Below are 19,006 nucleotides of genomic sequence, written 5' to 3' on the forward strand. Positions count from 1 at the left end.
CATAGAACAAGCGTAAGGATATGCTATGTATAAAAAACTATTATGCTATCTTGCAGCCGCTATGTGTTTTGCCGCATGCAATACTCCCAACATGGGAAAGAAAAACAATCAGGGGCAAGACATTAACAGCGTAACCGTAAACTTCTTTAATGAATCGTCTTTTAAAGTTGATATTTATAGAAATATTAATCCTTCGGCGTCCGATACATCGGCAACCCCGCTTGTAACGGTTAATGCAGGCGCTACGGAAAAAGTAAAGCTACCGCCGAGCGCCGACCAAACAATCGGAGATGTGTTTTATCTGCGGTATAACGTACAGCTTGCCGATACCTTTACTTCCGGTACAGGCGCCCCCTTGTATGTGCAGGCAAAGCGGGACATTTCCAATATCGCATTTGTACTAAAAAAAGATGAAACCTACACAAAAACGATTTCTCAACCTGCAAGCGGTCAACTGAAATTTATACATTGCTACATCAAAGTGCAGAATACGGGGAGCAAAAGTTTTCAGGTTTTACAGGGCAGTTCTTACTTAAAGAAACTCGGCACCGAAGAATTAAACTTAGCAAGCGGTCAATTCGGTTTTTACGAGCTGAATATTTCCGATCTTGAAACTTCCGAAACAATGCAGGCGCTTAAATTTTTTGTTACCGACAGTGCAAACACCATTACCGTCGTACCGTTTTTACTTGAACGTGGGAAAGTCTACGGTTTTCAATGCAATGGAACGGACGTAAGCGCACCGTCTGTTACGGATATCGCATATTAAAAGGAGATAGCGATGAAAAAATATACTATTATACCGATAATAGCGGGGATACTTGTTCTCGTTGCGGGCTGTCGGATGCAGAATGATGTTAAAAAAAACAATACAGAGCAAGAACAACACACCGTATTGACTATTAAAAATCAATCATCTTTTTCCATCAAGAATATAAAATACAATGGTCAAGCAGTGAATCTTTCAGAAGAATTTTTACCTGCTGGAGAAAGTTGTACAGTACAGCTTGTAGAAAAAGCAAACAGTTATCTCTATTTCACTTTGTATGATGAAATAAAAAAGACGTCTTTCGCTGTAAGGTCAAATAATACAATTATTGTTGAAAAAGGAAAAACGGAAATATTTGCGATAACTGACAATACATTAGTAATTCAAACAGGGCAAACCCAACCGATCAAACTTTTGAGCCTGATAAAACCTGCCATCTTAAAAGTGTACAATGAAACAGCTTGGAATGTAACCGAAATAAGTTATGGCGGCAAAACATATAAAAAGACTATTGCTTCCGGTAAAGAATGGGAAACGACATTCGGAGACAATATGCAGCATGCGCTCACATTCACACTGTTGAAGAAAAAAGACAATACTACCGTTAGTCTTACATTGAAAGATACGGTTACAATAGAAATCGGTAAAGCAAAGGAAGTGCATATCACCAATACCACATTAGCAGTACAGGAAGGGAAAACGGAACCGGAAGAAATACGGCAGCTGTTAGGAGGTAGTGTGCTAAATATTATTAATCACAGTTCTGCTGATGAAATTTCGGGCATACATTACGGAGAGATAATACATACAACCGCAGTACCGCAAAATGGAACTTGTAAACTTGAACTGCAAGATGGCATTGATGACTATCTGACATTTTATGTAAAGGCAACTTTTGTAACTTTTAAGGTTAAAACAAGCGCTAAAATCGCTGTAGCAAGCAAAGAAGAAAAAACGATAACCATAGATAATAATATGGATGTGATTGTAGTGGCAGTGAAATATCCTGATGAAGAAGCGCCTACGACGGGAGACGATCTTACGAAAGTGCTTAAATTACAAAAACTGGTAGAAGCTGCCCTATTGGATATAACCAATAAATCCTCCGCAGAGCTGCTTAATGTTACGTATGATAATTATAATGCCGGAACCATTGCCGCTTATGACGGTAAAGCAGAGGAAGCACCATGGGAACAAGTTGATTGTTGGGATTTTACGACAACTGCAACACAAATTACATTTGATATAAAATTACCGGAGAAATTGATAAGACTTAAAACAGTAGAGCCCATTGTACTTGCAAATTCCGACAAAACAAAATTTACCTTTACCAATAAAACGAAAGTTATCGATGTAGAAACAGGTATTACAACTACAATAGGCAAGGTAATCGGATTAAGCAGCTTAACTGTTGTGAATGGAACTACGGCTAAATTGTCGAATTTCCAATATGCAGAACAGAAGGCAGATACATCATTGGTAGTATCTCAAAACGACAAGTGGGAAGTAGAGTTCACTAAACCGGTACAAGATCACCTTACTTTTAAAATACGAAATAACGACATTACCGTTAAGACTGTCAAAAAAATTTCGATTAATTCAGGTGAAGAAAAAATTTTTACCATAACCGATGCCACTGCTGTTATTCCTTCCGGAGCTCAAGATTCTACTACCGTAGATAAAGTGCTGCATGCTGCAACCTTAGAAATAACAAACAGTGCTTCCGTCAAACTATATAATGTAAAGTACGGAGATCGCGATTTCGGTGATCTTACGATAGAAAGTGATGGAGATGCTGGTAATGCATTAAAGTATTGGGACATTAAAGATACAGCACTCCCTATCTCTTTTGAACTGCAAACACCTAAAAAGAAAGTAAAAGTTAAAACAGAAGAAACGATTAAACTTACTGCGGATGATAGCATTGAGTTTAGTATTACTGATGCTACAAAACTCATTGTTGAAGAAAGTGGTGGAAGTCTTACAATTAGTAATTTTTTAACCGGTAAATCAAAACTTATCATTAAGAATTACTCATCGGAATCTTTCAGATACGTATGTTATGCAGGTAATTATGGACCGGGTGGAAGAGATAATAATGAGTGGTTTCATAAATCTAACAGCAAGGTGTATGAATTTGATAATGATGTTGAGGGAAATATAGAGTTCTTTATACAACGGTTATATAAAACAGTCAAAAAATGGAAAATTGTTAAAACAGTAAAAAGTATACATCTTATTCAGGGAGAGGAAAACACTTTTATTATATCAGACGATACGTTTATAAAAAAGTATTATGATACACCAATGTCTATCGAAGCACCGCTTAAAGATTGGAATGAATAACAACTATACCCGCACCGTCTGTTACGGATATCGCGTATTAAATACTTAAATTCAGGAGGAATACCATGAAAAAAATATTACCGTTTCTTACGGCAACTTTAATTGTCTGTTTATTTGCCGGGTGTCCGTTGAATTCACCGAAACCGGATAATGGGGATAAAACACAAGAGAAAGGAAATAAGACGCAGCTTAAAATTACGAATCAAAGTTCTCGTCATCTTACCCTTGCTGATTATGACAGTATAAGTTTTTCAACCGATGAACTTGCTTACGTTGAATGTTTATCTATAGGCAAATCGTGTGTAAAAGACTTTACAGAAGAATCGAATAGTTTTTTACGTTTCACCGTGTATTCAAAAGAGTATAGTAAAAAATTCGGTTGGATAGGTAAAAAATATGATGTGCGTACTAGTGAGCTTATTGCAACCGAAAGCGGAAAAACAAAATTGTTTACTGTAACAGATAATACGCTGGTGGTAGTAAACGGTACTAATACACCTGTAACACTTTCAAGCTTATATGAAGATTCGACTACAGTGTCAATTAAAAATGAAACTTCGCGTATGTTAAAAGAAGTAAAATTCGCCGAAAAAATATTTGCACAAGAAAACGGAGAATTTAATAAGGGGGTTGCAGTTCTTCAAGCCTTTACCGAACCCTGTGATGGATACGTTTATTTTTCAATACATGAACGCGACCATCATGTTACAAATGACAAGACGGATACCGAACACGGTGAAAACTACAGCTGTGCGGTGTATAAGGTAAGAACTAAAGAAAAATTTTCTGTTGAAAAAAATGAAGCAAAAGAAATTGTTATAGATGATAGGACAGAGGTTGTAAAAATCGGTGAGAGTGATGACAAAGCTCTTCATATTTCAGAGTTATTAAAAAATGATACGCTTCTCAAAATTGAAAACGGCACTACCCGTAATTTGTATGAGGTCAAATATGGAGATGAATCTTTTGTATACGGCGGCCATGTTTTAGGCATCAATGAATATAAGATAAAGACGTTTTGGAGTACAAGCGAAGAGTATATTATATTTGAATTTGGTAGCGGTACGCTTGGGAAGAGGGTTACTGTAAGAACTGCTGAAAAAATACTCCTGAAAAAAGGAACATCGCGTTTGATAACTCTTACGGACACAACAATGGTAGTAGAAGATGGAAAAAATACGCCTGTTAAGCTTTCTTCATTGTATTAAAACCGTTTCTGTATCGGTAGCACGGCGAAGAAGATTGAAGTGAGCGGTAATAAGCCTTACGAATTTGCGATTGATGATTATACGTTAGTTGTAAAGGAAGGCACAACAGCAGCTGTTACTCTTAAAAGTTTATTTGAATAGACTGTTGGGGTATTTCCGTTAATCAATTTACCGTATGATTTAGCAAAAGGATTCCTTTTGTTAATATATAAGCAGACATTTACACACTTTTTAGGAAAGGATCTATCTTGATTTAGATAATCTTAGTAACGTTGAATTAAGTTTTTTATTTGTAACGCTATTTCCTTTCTGAATAATTTTTTTATTTATTAAACCTGTTCGAAAACAAAGTTATCGAACAGGTTTATTGTATCTTTTATCGTATGTTTTTGTTGACACGATACATTTATGATATTTCGATTTTTTGGCAGTAAGCATTACTCGCTGCCGGTTCTATTTTTATTTTCATATATAGCTAGTATGTTTTATATGGTATGAAATGTTCTATGAAAAAAAAATGCTAATTCTGTCAGGATCGGAATTAGCGCTTCATTCACCGAAGAACTACGAAAAGGCATAAATGGATATATTCATTTTGAAGTGAGCTGGTCAGATTACTCATATATGCCGGACTCTTATGCACAAGGAATTCGCAAAGATGTCAGAACGCACGAACTTATTGTGCTTGAAAAGGTAAAGAAAGAGACCTTGTCATTAATAATAACACAGATATTACCATATATGACAAAAAATATACCGTAAAACAACTGGAAAAGTTATATATACTCACCGTTACCAATAACAGTTCGGCAGTTATAAAAGATTTAATGTACCGTGATTATGAAACAAATGACCTGTATAAAGGAAATTTGGAAAAAGGAAAACACTGTCATTTGGCGTCATACCGTTTTTACGATAAATATGATTCTCCACCTGATTTGGTATTTACGCTTATTACAAAAACAGGAAAAGAGTTAAAAGCGACACTCAGCAGTTCCAATTTAAAAATATCCGACGGCAGGCATAAAGATTTTTCGATAACTGATTATACTGAAGTTTCAGTTTCATTCGTAGGCGTCAACAAAACAGAACCGCTCGAATACTTTTTTAACGAAAAGTATGAAGGTTAAAAACAAGCCGCCTTTATCAGATGTATTTTAGTAAATGCAACACCCTCAATGCAGAGCACAGTCGAGAGAAGACTGTGTAAAACAGCCTTCTCTTTCTCGTTGTAGCTTACTCCCCCCGTATCACACCAGTCAGCTGTTCCACGGTACCGGTGGGGCGGCAGTTTCCTGCGCAGCCGCTGTCCCTCCACAGATTGCACAGCGTCATGCCCGGCCCTATTTCCAATAGCGGACGTTCCGCCGTTCCGATTAACGATGCAATTTCCCGCTCTTCCTCAAGCCAATGTACGGGATGCGTTAGGTGTAGCACGGCGTTCTTTTTCGCTTCTTCGCCGGTTAAAAGCCGTTTTCCGGTAACATTTGAAAAAATCGGAATGACGGGATCATTGAACGGAACATCATGCAGCACCGCGGAAAATTCTTCGGCAGCACCGCGCATCAACGGCGAGTGGAACGGCCCCGCTACCGCAAGCCGGACAAAGCGTTTTGCCCCCGCGTCCTTGCAGAGTTTTTCTGCGACATCAAGCCCTTCGGCTGTTCCCGATACAACGGTTTGCATCGGACTATTCAAATTTGCCGCAAAGACAATCCCCGTTGCAGGATCGGAATACGGTTTCAAAATTTCGACAATCCGCTCAGGATCAAGTTTGAGTACCGCCGCCATACCGCACCCACTGCCGGACGCTTTACTCTGCTCATCGAGTTTTTCGCAGTATTTCTGCATGATTTTTCCGCGCAAAGTTACCAGTTTTGTCATCGTTACAAGGTCTAAGACCTTTGCGGCATACAACGCTGAAAATTCGCCTAGGCTGAACCCTGCGGCGGCGGCCGGCGTAATACCGTGTTCCTGCAAGACTGTAATAATTGCAGCCTGCATCGCGGTGATTGCAATCTGGCTCCGGTCGCTGCGTGCAAGTTCTTCCGGTTTCGTGTTCCACAAGAAAGAAGCGATATCTTCTCCCGAAGCCTTGCTCATCTCATCGATGACGGTGCGGGCTGACGGGTATTTCTTACAGATATCTTCAGCCATTCCCTTAAACTGAGAACCCTGTCCCGAAAACAAAAAAATATAATCCATTATTTTCCTTCTATAATACAGTTATAGTAGTCTTAAAATTGTATTAGACATTAGAACCGGATAATAGCGCCGCCCCATGTCAGCCCCGCGCCGAAACCGGTAATCAGTATGGTCATACCTCCATGCAGCTTTCCCTGTTCTATCAGCTCGGTAAGGGTGATGGGGATAGAGGCCGCCGAGGTGTTTCCGTAGTTTTCAATATTACGGACAAATTTACCGAAGTCGATTTTAAGCCGTTTTGATGCAGCTTCCAGTATCCGCTCGTTCGCCTGATGGCATACGATTAAATCAAGATCGTCGGCTTTCAAGTGTTCCTTTGCAAGCAGCGTTTTCACCGTTTCGGTAATATGGCTGACAGCAAAATCGTATACTGCCCTGCCGTTCATGTGTACACGGCGGTCTGGTGCAATGTAGAGCTTATCTGCCCCTGTTCCGTCAGTGCCGAGTATAGTAGTGCAAAGTCCCAGACCGGAAGGTTCAAATGTGTTTTCAAGCAATGCTGCGCCAGCCCCATCGCCGAATAAAACACATGTAGAACGATCAGTCCAGTCCATAATACGACTAAGTACCTCCGCCCCGCATACAAGCGCAAAACGCCAATGGTGCCGTTCCATCATACTCGCCGCCGTGTCCAGCGCATAGATAAAGCCGGAACACCCTGCCGTCAGATCGAAACACACTGAATGTACGGCTTGCAGCTTGTTTTGAATGAGACAGGCATTTGACGGAGATCCCGGAAAATCGGGCGTTGCAGTACCGCAAATAATAAGGTCGATTTTGTCCGGTGTTACGGGATCGGGCGTTTTGCTGTTTTTAAGCGCATCCATACACGCCTGATATGCCAACGATGCGCTCGTTTCGTCTGCACCGGCAATCCGGCGTGCTCCAATACCGGTATGACTTCTGATCCATTCATCCGATGTACCGAGCTCCGGCGGGAAATCGGTATTTTTCATCTCTTTTAAGGGAAGGGCTTTACCCAATCCCTGAATAACAATAGCCATATTTTATCTCCAATAATAAATTAAGAAAAAACTTAGAACTGTATTTAAAGCCGGTTGCGTTAGGTATTTCGATACAGTCTATATTAGACTAGTATATTTTTTAATTCCATGCTGTCAACCTTCCCCTTTTGCAAATATACGGCACATCTGCATTGCCAAAAGGCCAGCGGAAAGGTTGTTCTTAACAGTCATAGTCACTTCGCTCATTTGACTTACTCAGCTGAGGGGGAATGCTGTCCTATGCGTTTTCTGCAGCAGATTCGATTTTTCCACCGGTGAGGATTTTGGGATACACCGTTATACCGAGCTTCTTCTCGATGCCTTGTAAAATACACAGCTCGTATTCATCTCCGATAACAATATTAACGCCTTTCTTCCCCGCCCTGCCGGTACGGCCCGCGCGATGAATAAAAACATCCGCATCCTTTGAAAGCTGCATCTGCACTATGTAGTCAATATCGGCAATATCAAGTCCGCGCGCGGATAAATCGCTGGTAATCAATATCCGCGTTTTACCCGACCTGAACCGTGCAATAATTTGTTTTCGTTCGGAACCTTCGAGTTTACCATATAACGGCACAGCATTGATCTTTTTATATTGCAGCTTTTGCGCGAGGGTTTCAACTTCCTGTGCAGGTGCAGTAAAAATAAGCATTTTTTTGGGGGTATCCGCCGTTATACTGTCCAACGCATGGATCAGTGCACGCAAGGTATCGGCTTTGCTCCGACGCTCGCTAAAAAGCGCCCAATGTTCGATGGACTTTTGCAGCACGCCCGTATTTGCAATCGAAATATGTTCCGGTAATGCAGCCGTTTTCGAACGCCGCAAAAAACTGTTGAGCAATTCACTATTTTTTCCGTTAAAAGTTGCCGAACACGCAAGCGTCTGCACATCCTGCGGTAGTGCTGCAAGAACGATTTGCAGTGCACCTCTGCTTTCCCGTGCAAGCTGGCGGTCTGCTTCGTCAATTACTACCGCCTCTATTTCTTGCAGCTTGAGTTTCTTTAGCCCGATTAAATCGGAAATACGTGCCGGTGTTCCGATAATTACGGCAGGTTTTTCTTTTAATCCGTCTATTTGCCGTTTTAATGAGCTGCCGCCAACACAGAGCAGCGTCTTAAAACATTTAGTATCAGTTCTTTGCAGCTGTGCAGCCGCTTCTTTTATTTGAGATGCGAGTTCTACCGTCGGGCTTAAAATAAGAATACGCGGAGCGGTTGTCTTTTTCTCATCCTGCATCAGCCGAGTTAGAAGCGGCAACAAAAAGGCAAAGGTTTTACCCGTGCCGGTTTCGGATTCAAAAAAGACGCTTTTACCTTCTAAGGCGAGCGGTATCACTTTTCCTTGAATAGGGGTCGGCTGTATAATCCCTCCGGCTGCCAGCGTTTCAACGAACGGCTTATACAGCGGCAAATCCAAAAAGTCTGTCATGCGGCAAGGATAGCATATTGTTACGGTAAATGCTATAATGATATCCAGCAGGCTAACCGCATCAGATGTCTTTTAATCACCCCGCAAAATAATGAAGGCTACTCCGTAAGCCTTTTGAAAGAGGCGGTGTAGATACAAGGAGTATAGGAAATTCCAACCGCAGGCGTATCTATGATACGTTGAGGATTGGAATTTACGTAACGACACAGTAGATGCGCCGCATATTTCAAAAGGACTGCGGTTCAGATGGTCTCACAGCCTCGATTATTCTGCGATTGTGATTTATTTATCCGGTGCGGTTGTTCTAAGATACTTAAAAAAAGAGGCTTATTTTGAAAATAGGGATTGATACGTTCGGATGCGATCACGGCAGGTCGGGAATCGGAGCTTATATTCTTTCATTAGTACATAACTTACCCAAAACCGAACACAGCATTCAGCTTTTCGGGCACGAGTTGGATAAATATACCTATACGTCGGGCGTTGAAGGGGTCAAATATACCTGCGTCTCCGTCGGAGATTCTGCTTTTGCGGAACAGACATGGCACCGCCTTTCTTTTAATATCTTTGCCCGTAAGCAGCAATATGACATTGTTTTATTCCCGTCGGGAACAAAACTTTTACCTATGCGTTTTGAAGTTCCTGCGGTACTGGTCATGCAAAATATACTTGGGGATAACTCCCAAGGGTATTTAAAAAACTTATCGTCATTTGTATCAAAATTAACGCTCAAATCCATCAAAGGGATCATCAGCCCTAGCAACTATATCAAGAATAATCTACTTAAAAACGGCATCACGGAAGATAAAATACAGGTTATCCATAACGGAATCGATACCGACCTATTTCATCCACATAATCTGCAAGCGCAAGAAGCGCTAATGATTAAACCCTTTGCTATTCGGCGTCCGTATATCATTTATGCGTCACGGATTATTCATCCGGAAAAACGCCATGTTGAGCTGATTAACGCTTTTTCAATTTTTAAACAAAAAACGAAAGCGCCACACCGATTGGTGATTGCCGGCGCGGATGGTGAACAGGCAGAACAGGTGCATCAGGCTGTCCTTCGCTCCCCCTTTGCATCGGATATCTTGCTTACCGGATATTTTCCGCATGAAAATCTCCCCCTGCTCTATTCTGCTGCTGACCTATGTGTGTTTCCTTCTCCCGTCGAAGGAGTCGGCTTACCGGTAATCGAAGCGATGGCATGCGGTATTCCGACAGCATGTGTCCGTGCAGGTGCATTACCGGAAATTGCAGGCGACTGCACTTGTTATTTTGCACCCGATAAGCCGGAAGAGATTGCCGCAGTCATCGGCAGCCTTATTAACGATACCGCCGGTACAAATAAAGAACGGCGGCAAAAACTGATTGATGCCGGAATAGAATGGGTAAAACAATACAGCTGGAAAAAAACAGCTGAAGAAACGCTCGCTTATTTGGACACTATTAGATAATTGATGATAATCAGAGCACTCGCATCAGAAATATTTTAAACAATTGCTTCCCCTTCAGACAGGGTGTAAATCGCAGAATCAACAACCCCGACGCGGCTTGTGAGTATTGCTCAATGTTTCGCACGGTATGGGATATCCGGCACGGATGCCGGTTGTTCCAAACAGGAACGAGTTTTTTGCAAAGCAAAAAACTCGCAGTCAAAAAATGTACAAGGATGTACATTTTTGACGAGGTGGTTGCAGTCAGGCTTTAATACTCTTTGTTACGACGCAGAGCGTCCGTCAAAACTATACATCCGTGTATAGTTTTGACTTCAAGTTGTGGCTCTGTCACACCATTGCTACTCTGACAGGATGTCAGTGGTTGTAAACAGTATTGAGTTTTTCTAATGAAAAACTCAATGTTCAGGAATGAACACGGACGTTCATTCCTGAACGATGCCATCCATGGCGGTTGAGGAACGGCAGGTATTAAACCCTCCGCACGAATAAAATGGGAACAACCCTGTTGACATTTTTATCGGGTTTATATATAGTCTTCTCTGTTATTAGGGCGCTTAGCTCAGCTGGTACGAGCGTTTGGTTTACACCCAAAATGTCGGCGGTTCGATCCCGTCAGCGCCCATAGTTCCTTTCCTTGCTATATATAGACTTATCAAACTATTGATTTTGCTTGATTTTTAAAAGGTCAAGCAGGGAGTTTATATATGGATTATCATGTAATAGCTAAAACCAAGAAAACTATCAGAACACTCATATAGGATATATCTTCACTTTTTCAAGCTTATTGAAGTCTATTTCTATATTATCAAATATATTTTTGTATGAAATAAAGAATGCATTTCCGTTTTCAAAATCGGTTTTGCTCTTCCCTGTGAACCAACCATAGATAGTAGCCACTTCTCCCAGCGGTTTCCATTCCACAGAAACGTCTTGCAGCAATGTATCTATATATTTCACTTACGGTCTCCTTTCTTACTCCGTCAATTCGTGTTAGGGTTTGTGTTACTTCGGTGCATTGGAGAAGGCTATTGATAAAGGGAAGTATATTCTTTTGAGTCTCGGTTTCAGCATATCATAACCAAAAAGGGGTGTCATTATATATTGTCATTCTGTGACACTCAAACCATTGACTATCGGCTATCGTCGGCACAAGAGATACTACCCTTCTGCGCGTTTAATTCTCCCTAGGACTGCCAAAAACTTCCTAACAGTTGACTTTTTTATAAAACTAAAAAAGAATTAGTATGGCTAAAAAATTTTTAGAAGATTATGCTTGACAGAAGAATTTTTCACTTCTATAATTAAATTAGCCTAAGGTTCCTTCTATAAATACATTGTTACGGGAGCCGGGTTTCATATCAATATCGTATCAAGCGATATGCTTGAAAAAACGATAGAGGAGGAAGCATGAGTTTGGATTTTAACAAGATTAAAACTGCTGCAGAAGGATACAAGGCCGACATGACGGCCTTCCTTCGTGAAATCATCCGCCTTCCCAGCGAAAGCAGCCATGAAGGGGAAAAAGCAAAGCGCATCCAAAAGAAAATGGATGAGCTCGGATTCACAAAAACATGGATCGATCCGCTCGGTAACGTAATGGGATGGATGGGAACCGGCCCGCATGTCGTTTGTTTTGACGGTCATATCGATACGGTCGGTATCGGTAACCGCAGCAACTGGAAGTTTGACCCCTATGAAGGATTCGAAGATGATGTATTCATCGGCGGACGTGGGGTTTCCGACCAAACCGGCGGCGTTGTTTCCGCAATGTATGCCTGTAAGATCATGAAAGACTTAGGCATCCTCAACGATAAATACACCGCGATGGTAGTCGGCTCCGTACAGGAAGAAGACTGCGACGGTATGTGCTGGGAGTATATCCTGAAAAAAGACGTCAAAGTTCCCGGTTACGAAAAACTCTGCAAGCCCGACTTTGTTGTTTCTACCGAACCGACCGACGGCGGTATCTACCGCGGGCACCGCGGACGTATGGAAATCCGCATCGATGTTAAAGGCGTTTCCTGCCACGGTTCCGCACCGGAACGCGGCGATAACGCAATCTACAAGATGTCCGATATTCTGCAAGAAGTACGCAAGTTGAATGAAAACGATGCGGCTGACGGCACTGAAATTAAAGGGCTCGTCAAAATGCTGGATAAAAAATACAACAAGGAATGGGAAGAAGCAAACTTCCTCGGACGCGGAACCGTTACCGTTTCCGAAATTTTCTATACCAGCCCGAGCCGCTGTGCCGTTGCGGACTCCTGCGCCGTTTCGCTCGACCGCCGTATGACAGCCGGAGAAACATGGGAATCATGCTTGGAAGAAATCCGCCAGCTTCCCGCCGTCAAAAAATACGGAAAAGACGTAACGGTCTCGATGTACAACTACGACCGGCCCTCATGGACAGGAGAACAATACCCGATCGAATGCTTCTTCCCCACATGGGTATTGCCGAAAGAGCACGTCGTTGCACGTTCGATGATCGAATCGTATAACAATTTATACGGTGATAAGCGTATCGGCCCGAAAGATCAGCTTGCCATGCGCGAAGCACGCCCGCTCGTTGATAAGTGGACATTCTCTACAAACGGCGTTTCCATCATGGGACGGAATAAAGTTCCCTGTATCGGTTTCGGACCGGGCGCGGAAGCACAGGCTCATGCCCCGAACGAAATTACGTGGAAACAGGACTTGGTAACCTGCGCAGCCGTATATGCCGCATTGCCGTCCATATACGTTGAAAAGTTATAAAAGGAGTCTCAGGAACTTCGAGTTTTAGAGATGCCTAGATAGGAGTAATTATGGCCTTGATTATGGATCCGTACATTACAAAGCTCAATAGCTTGAGCTTTAAAAAAATGTACAACAATGATTTTTTCCTTACATGGGAAAAGACCTTCGATGAAATTCTTGCAACATGGACGGTAGCCGATGCGCTGCGCACCTTGCGGGAATCAAACATTTCTACAAAGATTTTTGAAAGCGGTCTCGGCATTTCGCTGTTCCGCGACAACTCAACCCGCACACGGTTCAGCTTTGCATCTGCCTGTAACCTGCTCGGTTTGGAAGTACAGGATTTGGACGAAGGCAAATCTCAAATTGCCCACGGAGAAACTGTCCGTGAAACCGCTAATATGGTTTCGTTTATGGCAGACGTTATCGGTATCCGCGACGATATGTACATCGGTAAGGGCAATACTTACATGCACACTTTTATGAATGCGGTTGCCGAAGGCAATAAGGACGGCGTGCTCGAACAGCGTCCCACCCTTGTCAACTTGCAGTGCGATATCGATCACCCCACTCAGATTATGGCGGATACTCTCCATATCATCCACGAGTTCGGCGGGTTGGAAAACCTCAAGGGTAAGAAAATCGCGATGACATGGGCATATTCACCCTCTTACGGCAAACCGCTTTCCGTTCCGCAGGGAGCAATCGGCCTGTTCTCTCGCTTGGGAATGGACGTTGTACTTGCACATCCGGAAGGATATGAAGTAATGCCTGAGGTTGAAGAAGTCGCGAGAAAACAGGCAAAGGCATCGGGAGGTTCCTTTACCAAGACCAACAGCATGAAAGAAGCGTTTAAAGATGCGGACATTGTGTATCCCAAGAGCTGGGCGCCCTTTACCGCAATGGAAAAACGGACGAACCTCTACGGTGCAGGCGACTTTGACGGTATCAAAGCGCTTGAAAAAGAGCTGCTCGCTCAGAACGGCAAGCACAAGGATTGGGAATGCACCGAAGATATGATGAAGCTGACCAAAGACGGTAAAGCACTCTATCTGCACTGCTTACCGGCAGATATCACCGGTGTCAGCTGCAAAGAAGGTGAAGTTGCCGGTTCGGTGTTCGACCGCTACCGCGTGCCGCTCTACAAGCAAGCAAGCTTTAAGCCGTACATCATCGCCGCAATGATCTTCCTTGCAAAAGTACGCTATCCGCAGCTTACGCTGGAAGAACTGGAAAAGCGGGCAACGCTCCGCCATACCGGACTGTAGCAGTTAAAAATTAACCGTTAAGGAGCTGAGAATACGCAGCTTCGGTTGTGTATTCCGCTCCTTAACGCCCCCTGATAGCCCTTATCCATAAAATCTGATACTATAACCGCTATGTTGAAATATGCTTTTATGCAGAACGCCTTTATTGTGTCGTTCTTTATCGGCATTCTCTGCCCGTTAATCGGTATTTTCCTTGTTTTACGGCGGTACTCACTTATCGGAGACACCCTTGCACACGCATCGCTGACGGGGATTACGCTTGGACTGGTTACCGGTGTCAATCCCATCATCGGAGCCTTTACCTTTACCTCTGCGGCAGGTGCACTCATCGAAGCGCTGCGAAACTATTTTAAAGAATACAGCGATCTCATCCTTTCCATCGTCCTTTCGCTCAGTGTCGGTATTGCCATAACTTTGATGAGTTCGGGGTTGATACGCACCAATGCCGAAGCCTATTTGTTCGGAAGTATCTTAACGGTTTCAACCTCCGATGTTATCACCGTGATTGTATTGAGCTTTTTTGCCGTTGCCGTATTGGCTGTGCTGTATCATAAGCTGCTGTATATAACGCTCGATGAAGACATCGCGTATGTCATCGGCATCCGTGTAAAGACAATCAATTATATTTTTTCGATTTTAGTAGCGGCAACAATTGCCGTTTCCATCAAGATAGTGGGCATTCTCGTACTCAGCTCGATGATTGCCCTGCCGGTTGCAGCAGCGCTCCAGCTGCACGTAGGCTTTAAGCGGACGGTGTTTTTCTCAATCTGCTTCGGGATCGCGGATATCATGCTCGGACTTGTCTGCTCGTACTATTTGAACGTCGCCCCCGGCGGCTTTACCGCGCTTATTTCGGTTTTTATGCTGCTGCTTGTATTGATACGCAAAAAGCTTCGAAGTCCTTTTTGAAAATATACGGTGCATCTACTTCGTTACTTGTTCAGCGAAGTACGTCCATGCACTTCGCTGAACACAAGTTTGACCAGTGTCAAACTTGTGTCTGCTTAATACGAGCGGCATCCGTGCCGCTGCTGAAAACGCTCAACGTATCATTTCCGACAAGGACGTCGGTGGTTCCACACAGCAGCAAGTTTTTCGCGAGAAAAACTTGTCGTTGAACAGTGTACACGGACGTACACTGTTCAACAGGCCTGCGCTTTATTTTTGCTCGCGCCTTGTGGTTTCAGAACGGACAGGGATGTCCGTGAAATTTAACAGAAGCGAGATTTGTGATATGCACAAATCTCGTCGTTGAGAAGCGTACACGGATGTACGCTTCTCAACAGTCTATTTTCAAAAGGCTAACGGAAAGTATATTTTCAAAAGTGGTACTATTCCTGTAACACAGACTGCAGCACTCGGTCTTTTTGGCGCCAATTTTTATCGACGCGCACCTGTAAATCAAGCTGTACCCGATAGGGAAAAATTTTACGCAGCTCTTTTTGGGATTCTACCCTGATTGCTTTAATCATCGCTGCGCCTTTACCGATAACCATCGCCTTTTGGCTTTCCCGCTCTACGCACAGGAAAGCACGGACAAAAAGCTCCTTGCCGTTCTTTTTCATCTCCATATCCTGAATATCAACATACAGTGCATGGGGAATTTCTTCGTAGAGGCGGCTGATTGCCTGCCCGCGGATAATTTCGGCAATACGGAAATCCACCGGCTGGTCGGTATAAAAGTCTTCGGGATACAAAAGTTCACCTTCGGGTAGGAGAGCAAACAGTGCGGCAAGCACGGGCTCTAGTCCCGTTTTTTCCTGCGCGGACAGCTCGAAAATTCGCTCTTGGAGTAGTTCGGGTAAGGCTTGCATCACACTCAAGCAGGTTTGCCCCGGACGTGCTGCGGGACTGTCGGTTTTATTAATACCGGCAATCAAGCGATCTTGTTTATTTTTCAGCAATGCACAGATAGCCAGCTCTTCTTCGCCGAACGGACGCGATGCATCGATAAGATACAGCACGGCATCCGCCTCTTGGAGACGGTTTTCCGCAATAAGCTGCATACGGCGGTTTATTTTTTTTTCACTGATATGATAACCGGGCGTATCAAGAAAGATAATCTGCCCCTGCTCCGCCGTAAGGATACCGCGGACGGAGCTGCGCGTGGTCTGCGGCAGTGCAGAAACAATCGATACTGTCCCGCCGCAAACACTGTTTAGAAATGTTGATTTTCCGGCAGAGGGGCGTCCGATAATACATACGACGCCGCTCCGCATTTTTTTATCCGGCATATTTAATAGTCCCGCTCGATATTACCGAACATTCGATAAACATACCGGTAAAAGCCGTAATTTAATATATTTTGCACAAATTAACACGCTTCGCACGTACTGCATGGCAACTGCACTGCAATCTTATCTTCAACTAAGGCAAGCACCTTTGTCGGACAGCCCGTAATACAGATACCGCAAGAATCGCACAGATCGTAATTAACTTCGGGGATTCCGTTGATAACTTTTATTGCACCTTTCGGACAGTTCTTTTCACACTTCATACATTTGATACAGCCGCGCTTACAATTTTTCATAATAACGGCTTTTCTCGGATTTCTACATGAACAAAGGGCAATGGAACCTTTCCGGGAAGTAGATACGGTTGTCAGTATGTGCTGAGGACACGCCGCGACACAGACTGCGCAGCCGGTACATTTTTCATAATCGACGTGCGGGATTCCGTCTTCCCCAACATGGATGGCATCAAAAGGACAGGCCATTTCGCAGTCACCGAGACCGATACAGCCCCAATCGCATTCCCGCAATCCGTTTACGGAAATCTTTGCAGCACGGCAGGTTTTAACACCGACATAATCCGCCTTTTCCTTACAGACATCATGGGAGCCTTGGCAAAGTAAAACCGCTACTTTAGCATCCGCATCAGCAGTTACCCCCATAATCGCACCGACTTTCGCCGCAACGGGACCGGCGCCGACGGAACAGCCGTTTACCGGCGCATTGCCGCTTGCAACCGCAGCCGCAAAACCGTCACAGCCCGGAAAACCGCATGCGCCGCAGTTTGCACCGGGAAGCACCTCACGGATTTTCGCAACCGTTTCATCAGGCGCTACATAAAACAGCTTTTTAAAAAAGCCTAATAAAAAGCCTATCGCTAACGATAAAATCAGCGAAACGATAAGCGTTAAAATAATTATTTGCATACTCTTTTTTACACTCCTCTAAATCATGCCTGCAAAGCCGCCGAATGCCAAAGATAACAGAGCGGCAGCGATAAACAGGATAGGAGTACCTTTGAGGTACTTAGGTATCGGGGCAATGTCGATACGCTCGCGCAAACCGGCAAACAAAACCATTGCCAACATATAGCTGATTGCGACACCGATTGAGTATACCATCGACTGAATAAAGGTATAGTCGGCAGCGATAACATCGAGCGTAACCGCAAGAATGGCACAGTTCGTGGTAATCAGCGGTAAGTACACCCCCATCGCCGAATACAGAGCAGGCGCCGACTTCTTTAAGTAGAACTCTACCAACTGAACCAAACTCGCAATAACCAAGATAAAGAGCAATGTCTGTAAGAAACCGAGATCGTATGGTGCCAGCACAAGCTTATATAACGGATAAGTTGCCGCTGTTGCGATAACCGTAACAAAGAGAACCGCCCATCCCATACCGGTGGATTTTTTCACATCGGAGGTCATACCGATAAACGAACACAGTGCAAGGAAGCGGATAAAGACGATATTCTTAACGAATACCGCAGCAAGAAAAATCTTAAACAGTTCCATTTTCAGTTCCCTCCTTTGCAGGCGCTGCAACGGCCGCGGGTTCGGCACCAGCCTCAGATTGGGTCGCAGGGGCAGCGGCTTGTTTTTCCGCTTCAGCCTTTAACGCGGCTTCTTTTTGTGCAGCCTCCGCCTTGAGCGCAGCTTCTTTCGCCAGCTCAGCTTCCCGTAATGCGGCAGCCTCTTTCAGTGCCGCTTCTTTTAATACGGCTGCTTTCCGTATTTTCCGCTGCTTTTGCTGATCTTGTACCAAATAGGTTAAGGCAATCATTACACCAAATACAAAGAAACCGCCGGGAGAATTCGCAAAGAACTTAATAAGGTAGTCATCCGGCAACAAGCGCACACCAAGCACGGTACCGGTACCCAAAAGCTCACGGATGGCAGACATCACAACCAGCACCCACGTAAAGCCCATCCCCATGCCCAATGCATCCGCCATCGCTTTTAAAGGAGATTCCTTTGAAGCAAACGATTCGACACGTCCCATAATGATACAGTTTACAACGATGAGTTTAATAAAAATACCCATCGATTCGGAGAGCTCCGGTAAAAAGGCCTGCATCAGAAGGTCTACGATAGTGGTAAACGATGCGATAACAATAATAAAGATAGGAATACGGATATCATTCGGAATAAACTTTCGGAACATACTGATAATCATCTCGCTCAACACAATAACGAAAGTCATTGCAAGCCCCATTCCAATACCGTTTGCAACGGAAGTGGTAATGGCGAGCGCGGAACAAAGTCCAATCATCAGCATAATGAGGGGGTTTTCTTTCACCAACCCGTTTGTAAAAATGCGTACATACTCTTTCATAACCGTT

16 protein-coding genes and 1 tRNA gene are annotated in these 19,006 nt (G+C 43.6%); 9 read left to right on the plus strand and 8 right to left on the minus strand.

Annotated features, from left to right (window positions below; genetic code table 11):
- Nucleotides 1-25: 25 nt before the first annotated feature.
- The 4 genes from DWB79_RS02245 (at nt 26) to DWB79_RS02260 (ending at nt 5,453) form a co-directional block, all read left to right on the plus strand.
- Complete coding sequence (locus DWB79_RS02245) at nt 26-769, plus strand: hypothetical protein (protein ID WP_016522441.1); 744 nt, start codon at nt 26-28, stop codon at nt 767-769.
- 12 nt (nt 770-781) lie between these two features.
- Entirely contained in the window at nt 782-3,115 is a 2,334-nt protein-coding gene (locus DWB79_RS02250) for a hypothetical protein (RefSeq protein ID WP_016522442.1), read from the plus strand.
- 65 nt (nt 3,116-3,180) lie between these two features.
- Nucleotides 3,181-4,323 carry a hypothetical protein gene (locus tag DWB79_RS02255; RefSeq protein WP_016522443.1) on the plus strand — a complete coding sequence of 381 codons (1,143 nt, stop codon included), beginning with the start codon at nt 3,181-3,183 and terminating at the stop codon, nt 4,321-4,323.
- An 827-nt stretch (nt 4,324-5,150) separates the two neighbouring features.
- On the plus strand, nt 5,151-5,453 hold the full coding sequence (locus tag DWB79_RS02260; protein WP_016522444.1) for a hypothetical protein: 303 nt from the start codon (nt 5,151-5,153) through the stop codon (nt 5,451-5,453).
- Nucleotides 5,454-5,559: 106 nt separating this feature from the next.
- Here the strand turns inward: DWB79_RS02260 and DWB79_RS02265 are convergent, their stop codons facing one another.
- The 3 genes from DWB79_RS02265 to DWB79_RS02275 form a co-directional block, all read right to left on the minus strand.
- Nucleotides 5,560-6,528 (minus strand): ACP S-malonyltransferase, encoded by a 969-nt coding sequence (locus DWB79_RS02265; protein ID WP_016522445.1) that lies wholly within the window; start codon nt 6,526-6,528, stop codon nt 5,560-5,562.
- Nucleotides 6,529-6,578: 50 nt separating this feature from the next.
- The gene (locus DWB79_RS02270) at nt 6,579-7,532 is read right to left on the minus strand and encodes a beta-ketoacyl-ACP synthase III (RefSeq protein ID WP_016522446.1); all 954 of its coding nucleotides are present in this window, start codon (nt 7,530-7,532) and stop codon (nt 6,579-6,581) included.
- A gap of 238 nt (nt 7,533-7,770) precedes the next feature.
- Nucleotides 7,771-8,964, minus strand: a complete 1,194-nt coding sequence (locus DWB79_RS02275) for a DEAD/DEAH box helicase (protein ID WP_016522447.1) — start codon at nt 8,962-8,964, stop codon at nt 7,771-7,773.
- Nucleotides 8,965-9,296: 332 nt separating this feature from the next.
- Between DWB79_RS02275 and DWB79_RS02280 the strand changes: the two genes are divergently transcribed.
- Together DWB79_RS02280 and DWB79_RS02285 are read left to right on the plus strand one after the other, a co-directional pair.
- Nucleotides 9,297-10,424 carry a glycosyltransferase family 4 protein gene (locus DWB79_RS02280; protein WP_016522448.1) on the plus strand — a complete coding sequence of 376 codons (1,128 nt, stop codon included), beginning with the start codon at nt 9,297-9,299 and terminating at the stop codon, nt 10,422-10,424.
- Between the two features lie 551 nt (nt 10,425-10,975).
- A tRNA-Val gene (locus DWB79_RS02285) sits at nt 10,976-11,049 on the plus strand.
- A gap of 128 nt (nt 11,050-11,177) precedes the next feature.
- On the opposite strand, the gene DWB79_RS02290 is transcribed toward DWB79_RS02285, so the two are convergent.
- The gene (locus tag DWB79_RS02290) at nt 11,178-11,384 is read right to left on the minus strand and encodes a hypothetical protein (RefSeq protein WP_016522449.1); all 207 of its coding nucleotides are present in this window, start codon (nt 11,382-11,384) and stop codon (nt 11,178-11,180) included.
- Nucleotides 11,385-11,834: 450 nt separating this feature from the next.
- Here DWB79_RS02290 and DWB79_RS02295 point away from each other — a divergent pair, with 450 nt between their 5' ends.
- From DWB79_RS02295 to DWB79_RS02305, 3 genes are all read left to right on the plus strand, one after another.
- Entirely contained in the window at nt 11,835-13,181 is a 1,347-nt protein-coding gene (locus DWB79_RS02295; protein WP_016522450.1) for a YgeY family selenium metabolism-linked hydrolase, read from the plus strand.
- Nucleotides 13,182-13,231: 50 nt separating this feature from the next.
- Nucleotides 13,232-14,431, plus strand: a complete 1,200-nt coding sequence (gene ygeW, locus DWB79_RS02300; protein WP_016522451.1) for a knotted carbamoyltransferase YgeW — start codon at nt 13,232-13,234, stop codon at nt 14,429-14,431.
- 111 nt (nt 14,432-14,542) lie between these two features.
- Complete coding sequence (locus tag DWB79_RS02305; RefSeq protein WP_016522452.1) at nt 14,543-15,340, plus strand: metal ABC transporter permease; 798 nt, start codon at nt 14,543-14,545, stop codon at nt 15,338-15,340.
- 422 nt (nt 15,341-15,762) lie between these two features.
- Here the strand turns inward: DWB79_RS02305 and era are convergent, their stop codons facing one another.
- From era to rsxE, 4 genes are all read right to left on the minus strand, one after another.
- A complete protein-coding gene (gene era / locus DWB79_RS02310; protein ID WP_040859351.1) occupies nt 15,763-16,650 on the minus strand; it encodes a GTPase Era in 888 nt (295 codons plus the stop codon).
- Nucleotides 16,651-16,745: 95 nt separating this feature from the next.
- Nucleotides 16,746-17,588, minus strand: coding sequence for an RnfABCDGE type electron transport complex subunit B (locus tag DWB79_RS02315; RefSeq protein ID WP_016522454.1), 843 nt, complete (start codon nt 17,586-17,588; stop codon nt 16,746-16,748).
- Nucleotides 17,589-17,606: 18 nt separating this feature from the next.
- Nucleotides 17,607-18,179, minus strand: coding sequence for an electron transport complex protein RnfA (locus DWB79_RS02320; protein ID WP_016522455.1), 573 nt, complete (start codon nt 18,177-18,179; stop codon nt 17,607-17,609).
- Nucleotides 18,166-18,999, minus strand: a complete 834-nt coding sequence (gene rsxE / locus DWB79_RS02325) for an electron transport complex subunit RsxE (RefSeq protein ID WP_016522456.1) — start codon at nt 18,997-18,999, stop codon at nt 18,166-18,168. The genes DWB79_RS02320 and rsxE overlap by 14 nt, the downstream gene beginning before the upstream one ends.
- Nucleotides 19,000-19,006: the final 7 nt, after the last annotated feature.

It is taken from the genome of Treponema medium, assembly GCF_017161265.1.
Classification (GTDB): Bacteria; Spirochaetota; Spirochaetia; order Treponematales; family Treponemataceae; genus Treponema; species Treponema medium.

What these genes read in the sequence shown, in the direction of transcription:
- DWB79_RS02245 (WP_016522441.1), top strand. Translation starts at nt 26, where the DNA reads ATGTATAAAAAACTATTATGCTATCTTGCAGCCGCTATGTGTTTTGCC.
- DWB79_RS02250 (WP_016522442.1), top strand. Translation starts at nt 782, where the DNA reads ATGAAAAAATATACTATTATACCGATAATAGCGGGGATACTTGTTCTC.
- DWB79_RS02255 (WP_016522443.1), top strand. Translation starts at nt 3,181, where the DNA reads ATGAAAAAAATATTACCGTTTCTTACGGCAACTTTAATTGTCTGTTTA.
- DWB79_RS02260 (WP_016522444.1), top strand. Translation starts at nt 5,151, where the DNA reads ATGTACCGTGATTATGAAACAAATGACCTGTATAAAGGAAATTTGGAA.
- DWB79_RS02265 (WP_016522445.1), bottom strand. Translation starts at nt 6,528, where the DNA reads ATGGATTATATTTTTTTGTTTTCGGGACAGGGTTCTCAGTTTAAGGGA.
- DWB79_RS02270 (WP_016522446.1), bottom strand. Translation starts at nt 7,532, where the DNA reads ATGGCTATTGTTATTCAGGGATTGGGTAAAGCCCTTCCCTTAAAAGAG.
- DWB79_RS02275 (WP_016522447.1), bottom strand. Translation starts at nt 8,964, where the DNA reads ATGACAGACTTTTTGGATTTGCCGCTGTATAAGCCGTTCGTTGAAACG.
- DWB79_RS02295 (WP_016522450.1), top strand. Translation starts at nt 11,835, where the DNA reads ATGAGTTTGGATTTTAACAAGATTAAAACTGCTGCAGAAGGATACAAG.
- ygeW (WP_016522451.1), top strand. Translation starts at nt 13,232, where the DNA reads ATGGCCTTGATTATGGATCCGTACATTACAAAGCTCAATAGCTTGAGC.
- DWB79_RS02305 (WP_016522452.1), top strand. Translation starts at nt 14,543, where the DNA reads ATGTTGAAATATGCTTTTATGCAGAACGCCTTTATTGTGTCGTTCTTT.
- era (WP_040859351.1), bottom strand. Translation starts at nt 16,650, where the DNA reads ATGCGGAGCGGCGTCGTATGTATTATCGGACGCCCCTCTGCCGGAAAA.
- DWB79_RS02315 (WP_016522454.1), bottom strand. Translation starts at nt 17,588, where the DNA reads ATGCAAATAATTATTTTAACGCTTATCGTTTCGCTGATTTTATCGTTA.
- DWB79_RS02320 (WP_016522455.1), bottom strand. Translation starts at nt 18,179, where the DNA reads ATGGAACTGTTTAAGATTTTTCTTGCTGCGGTATTCGTTAAGAATATC.
- rsxE (WP_016522456.1), bottom strand. Translation starts at nt 18,999, where the DNA reads ATGAAAGAGTATGTACGCATTTTTACAAACGGGTTGGTGAAAGAAAAC.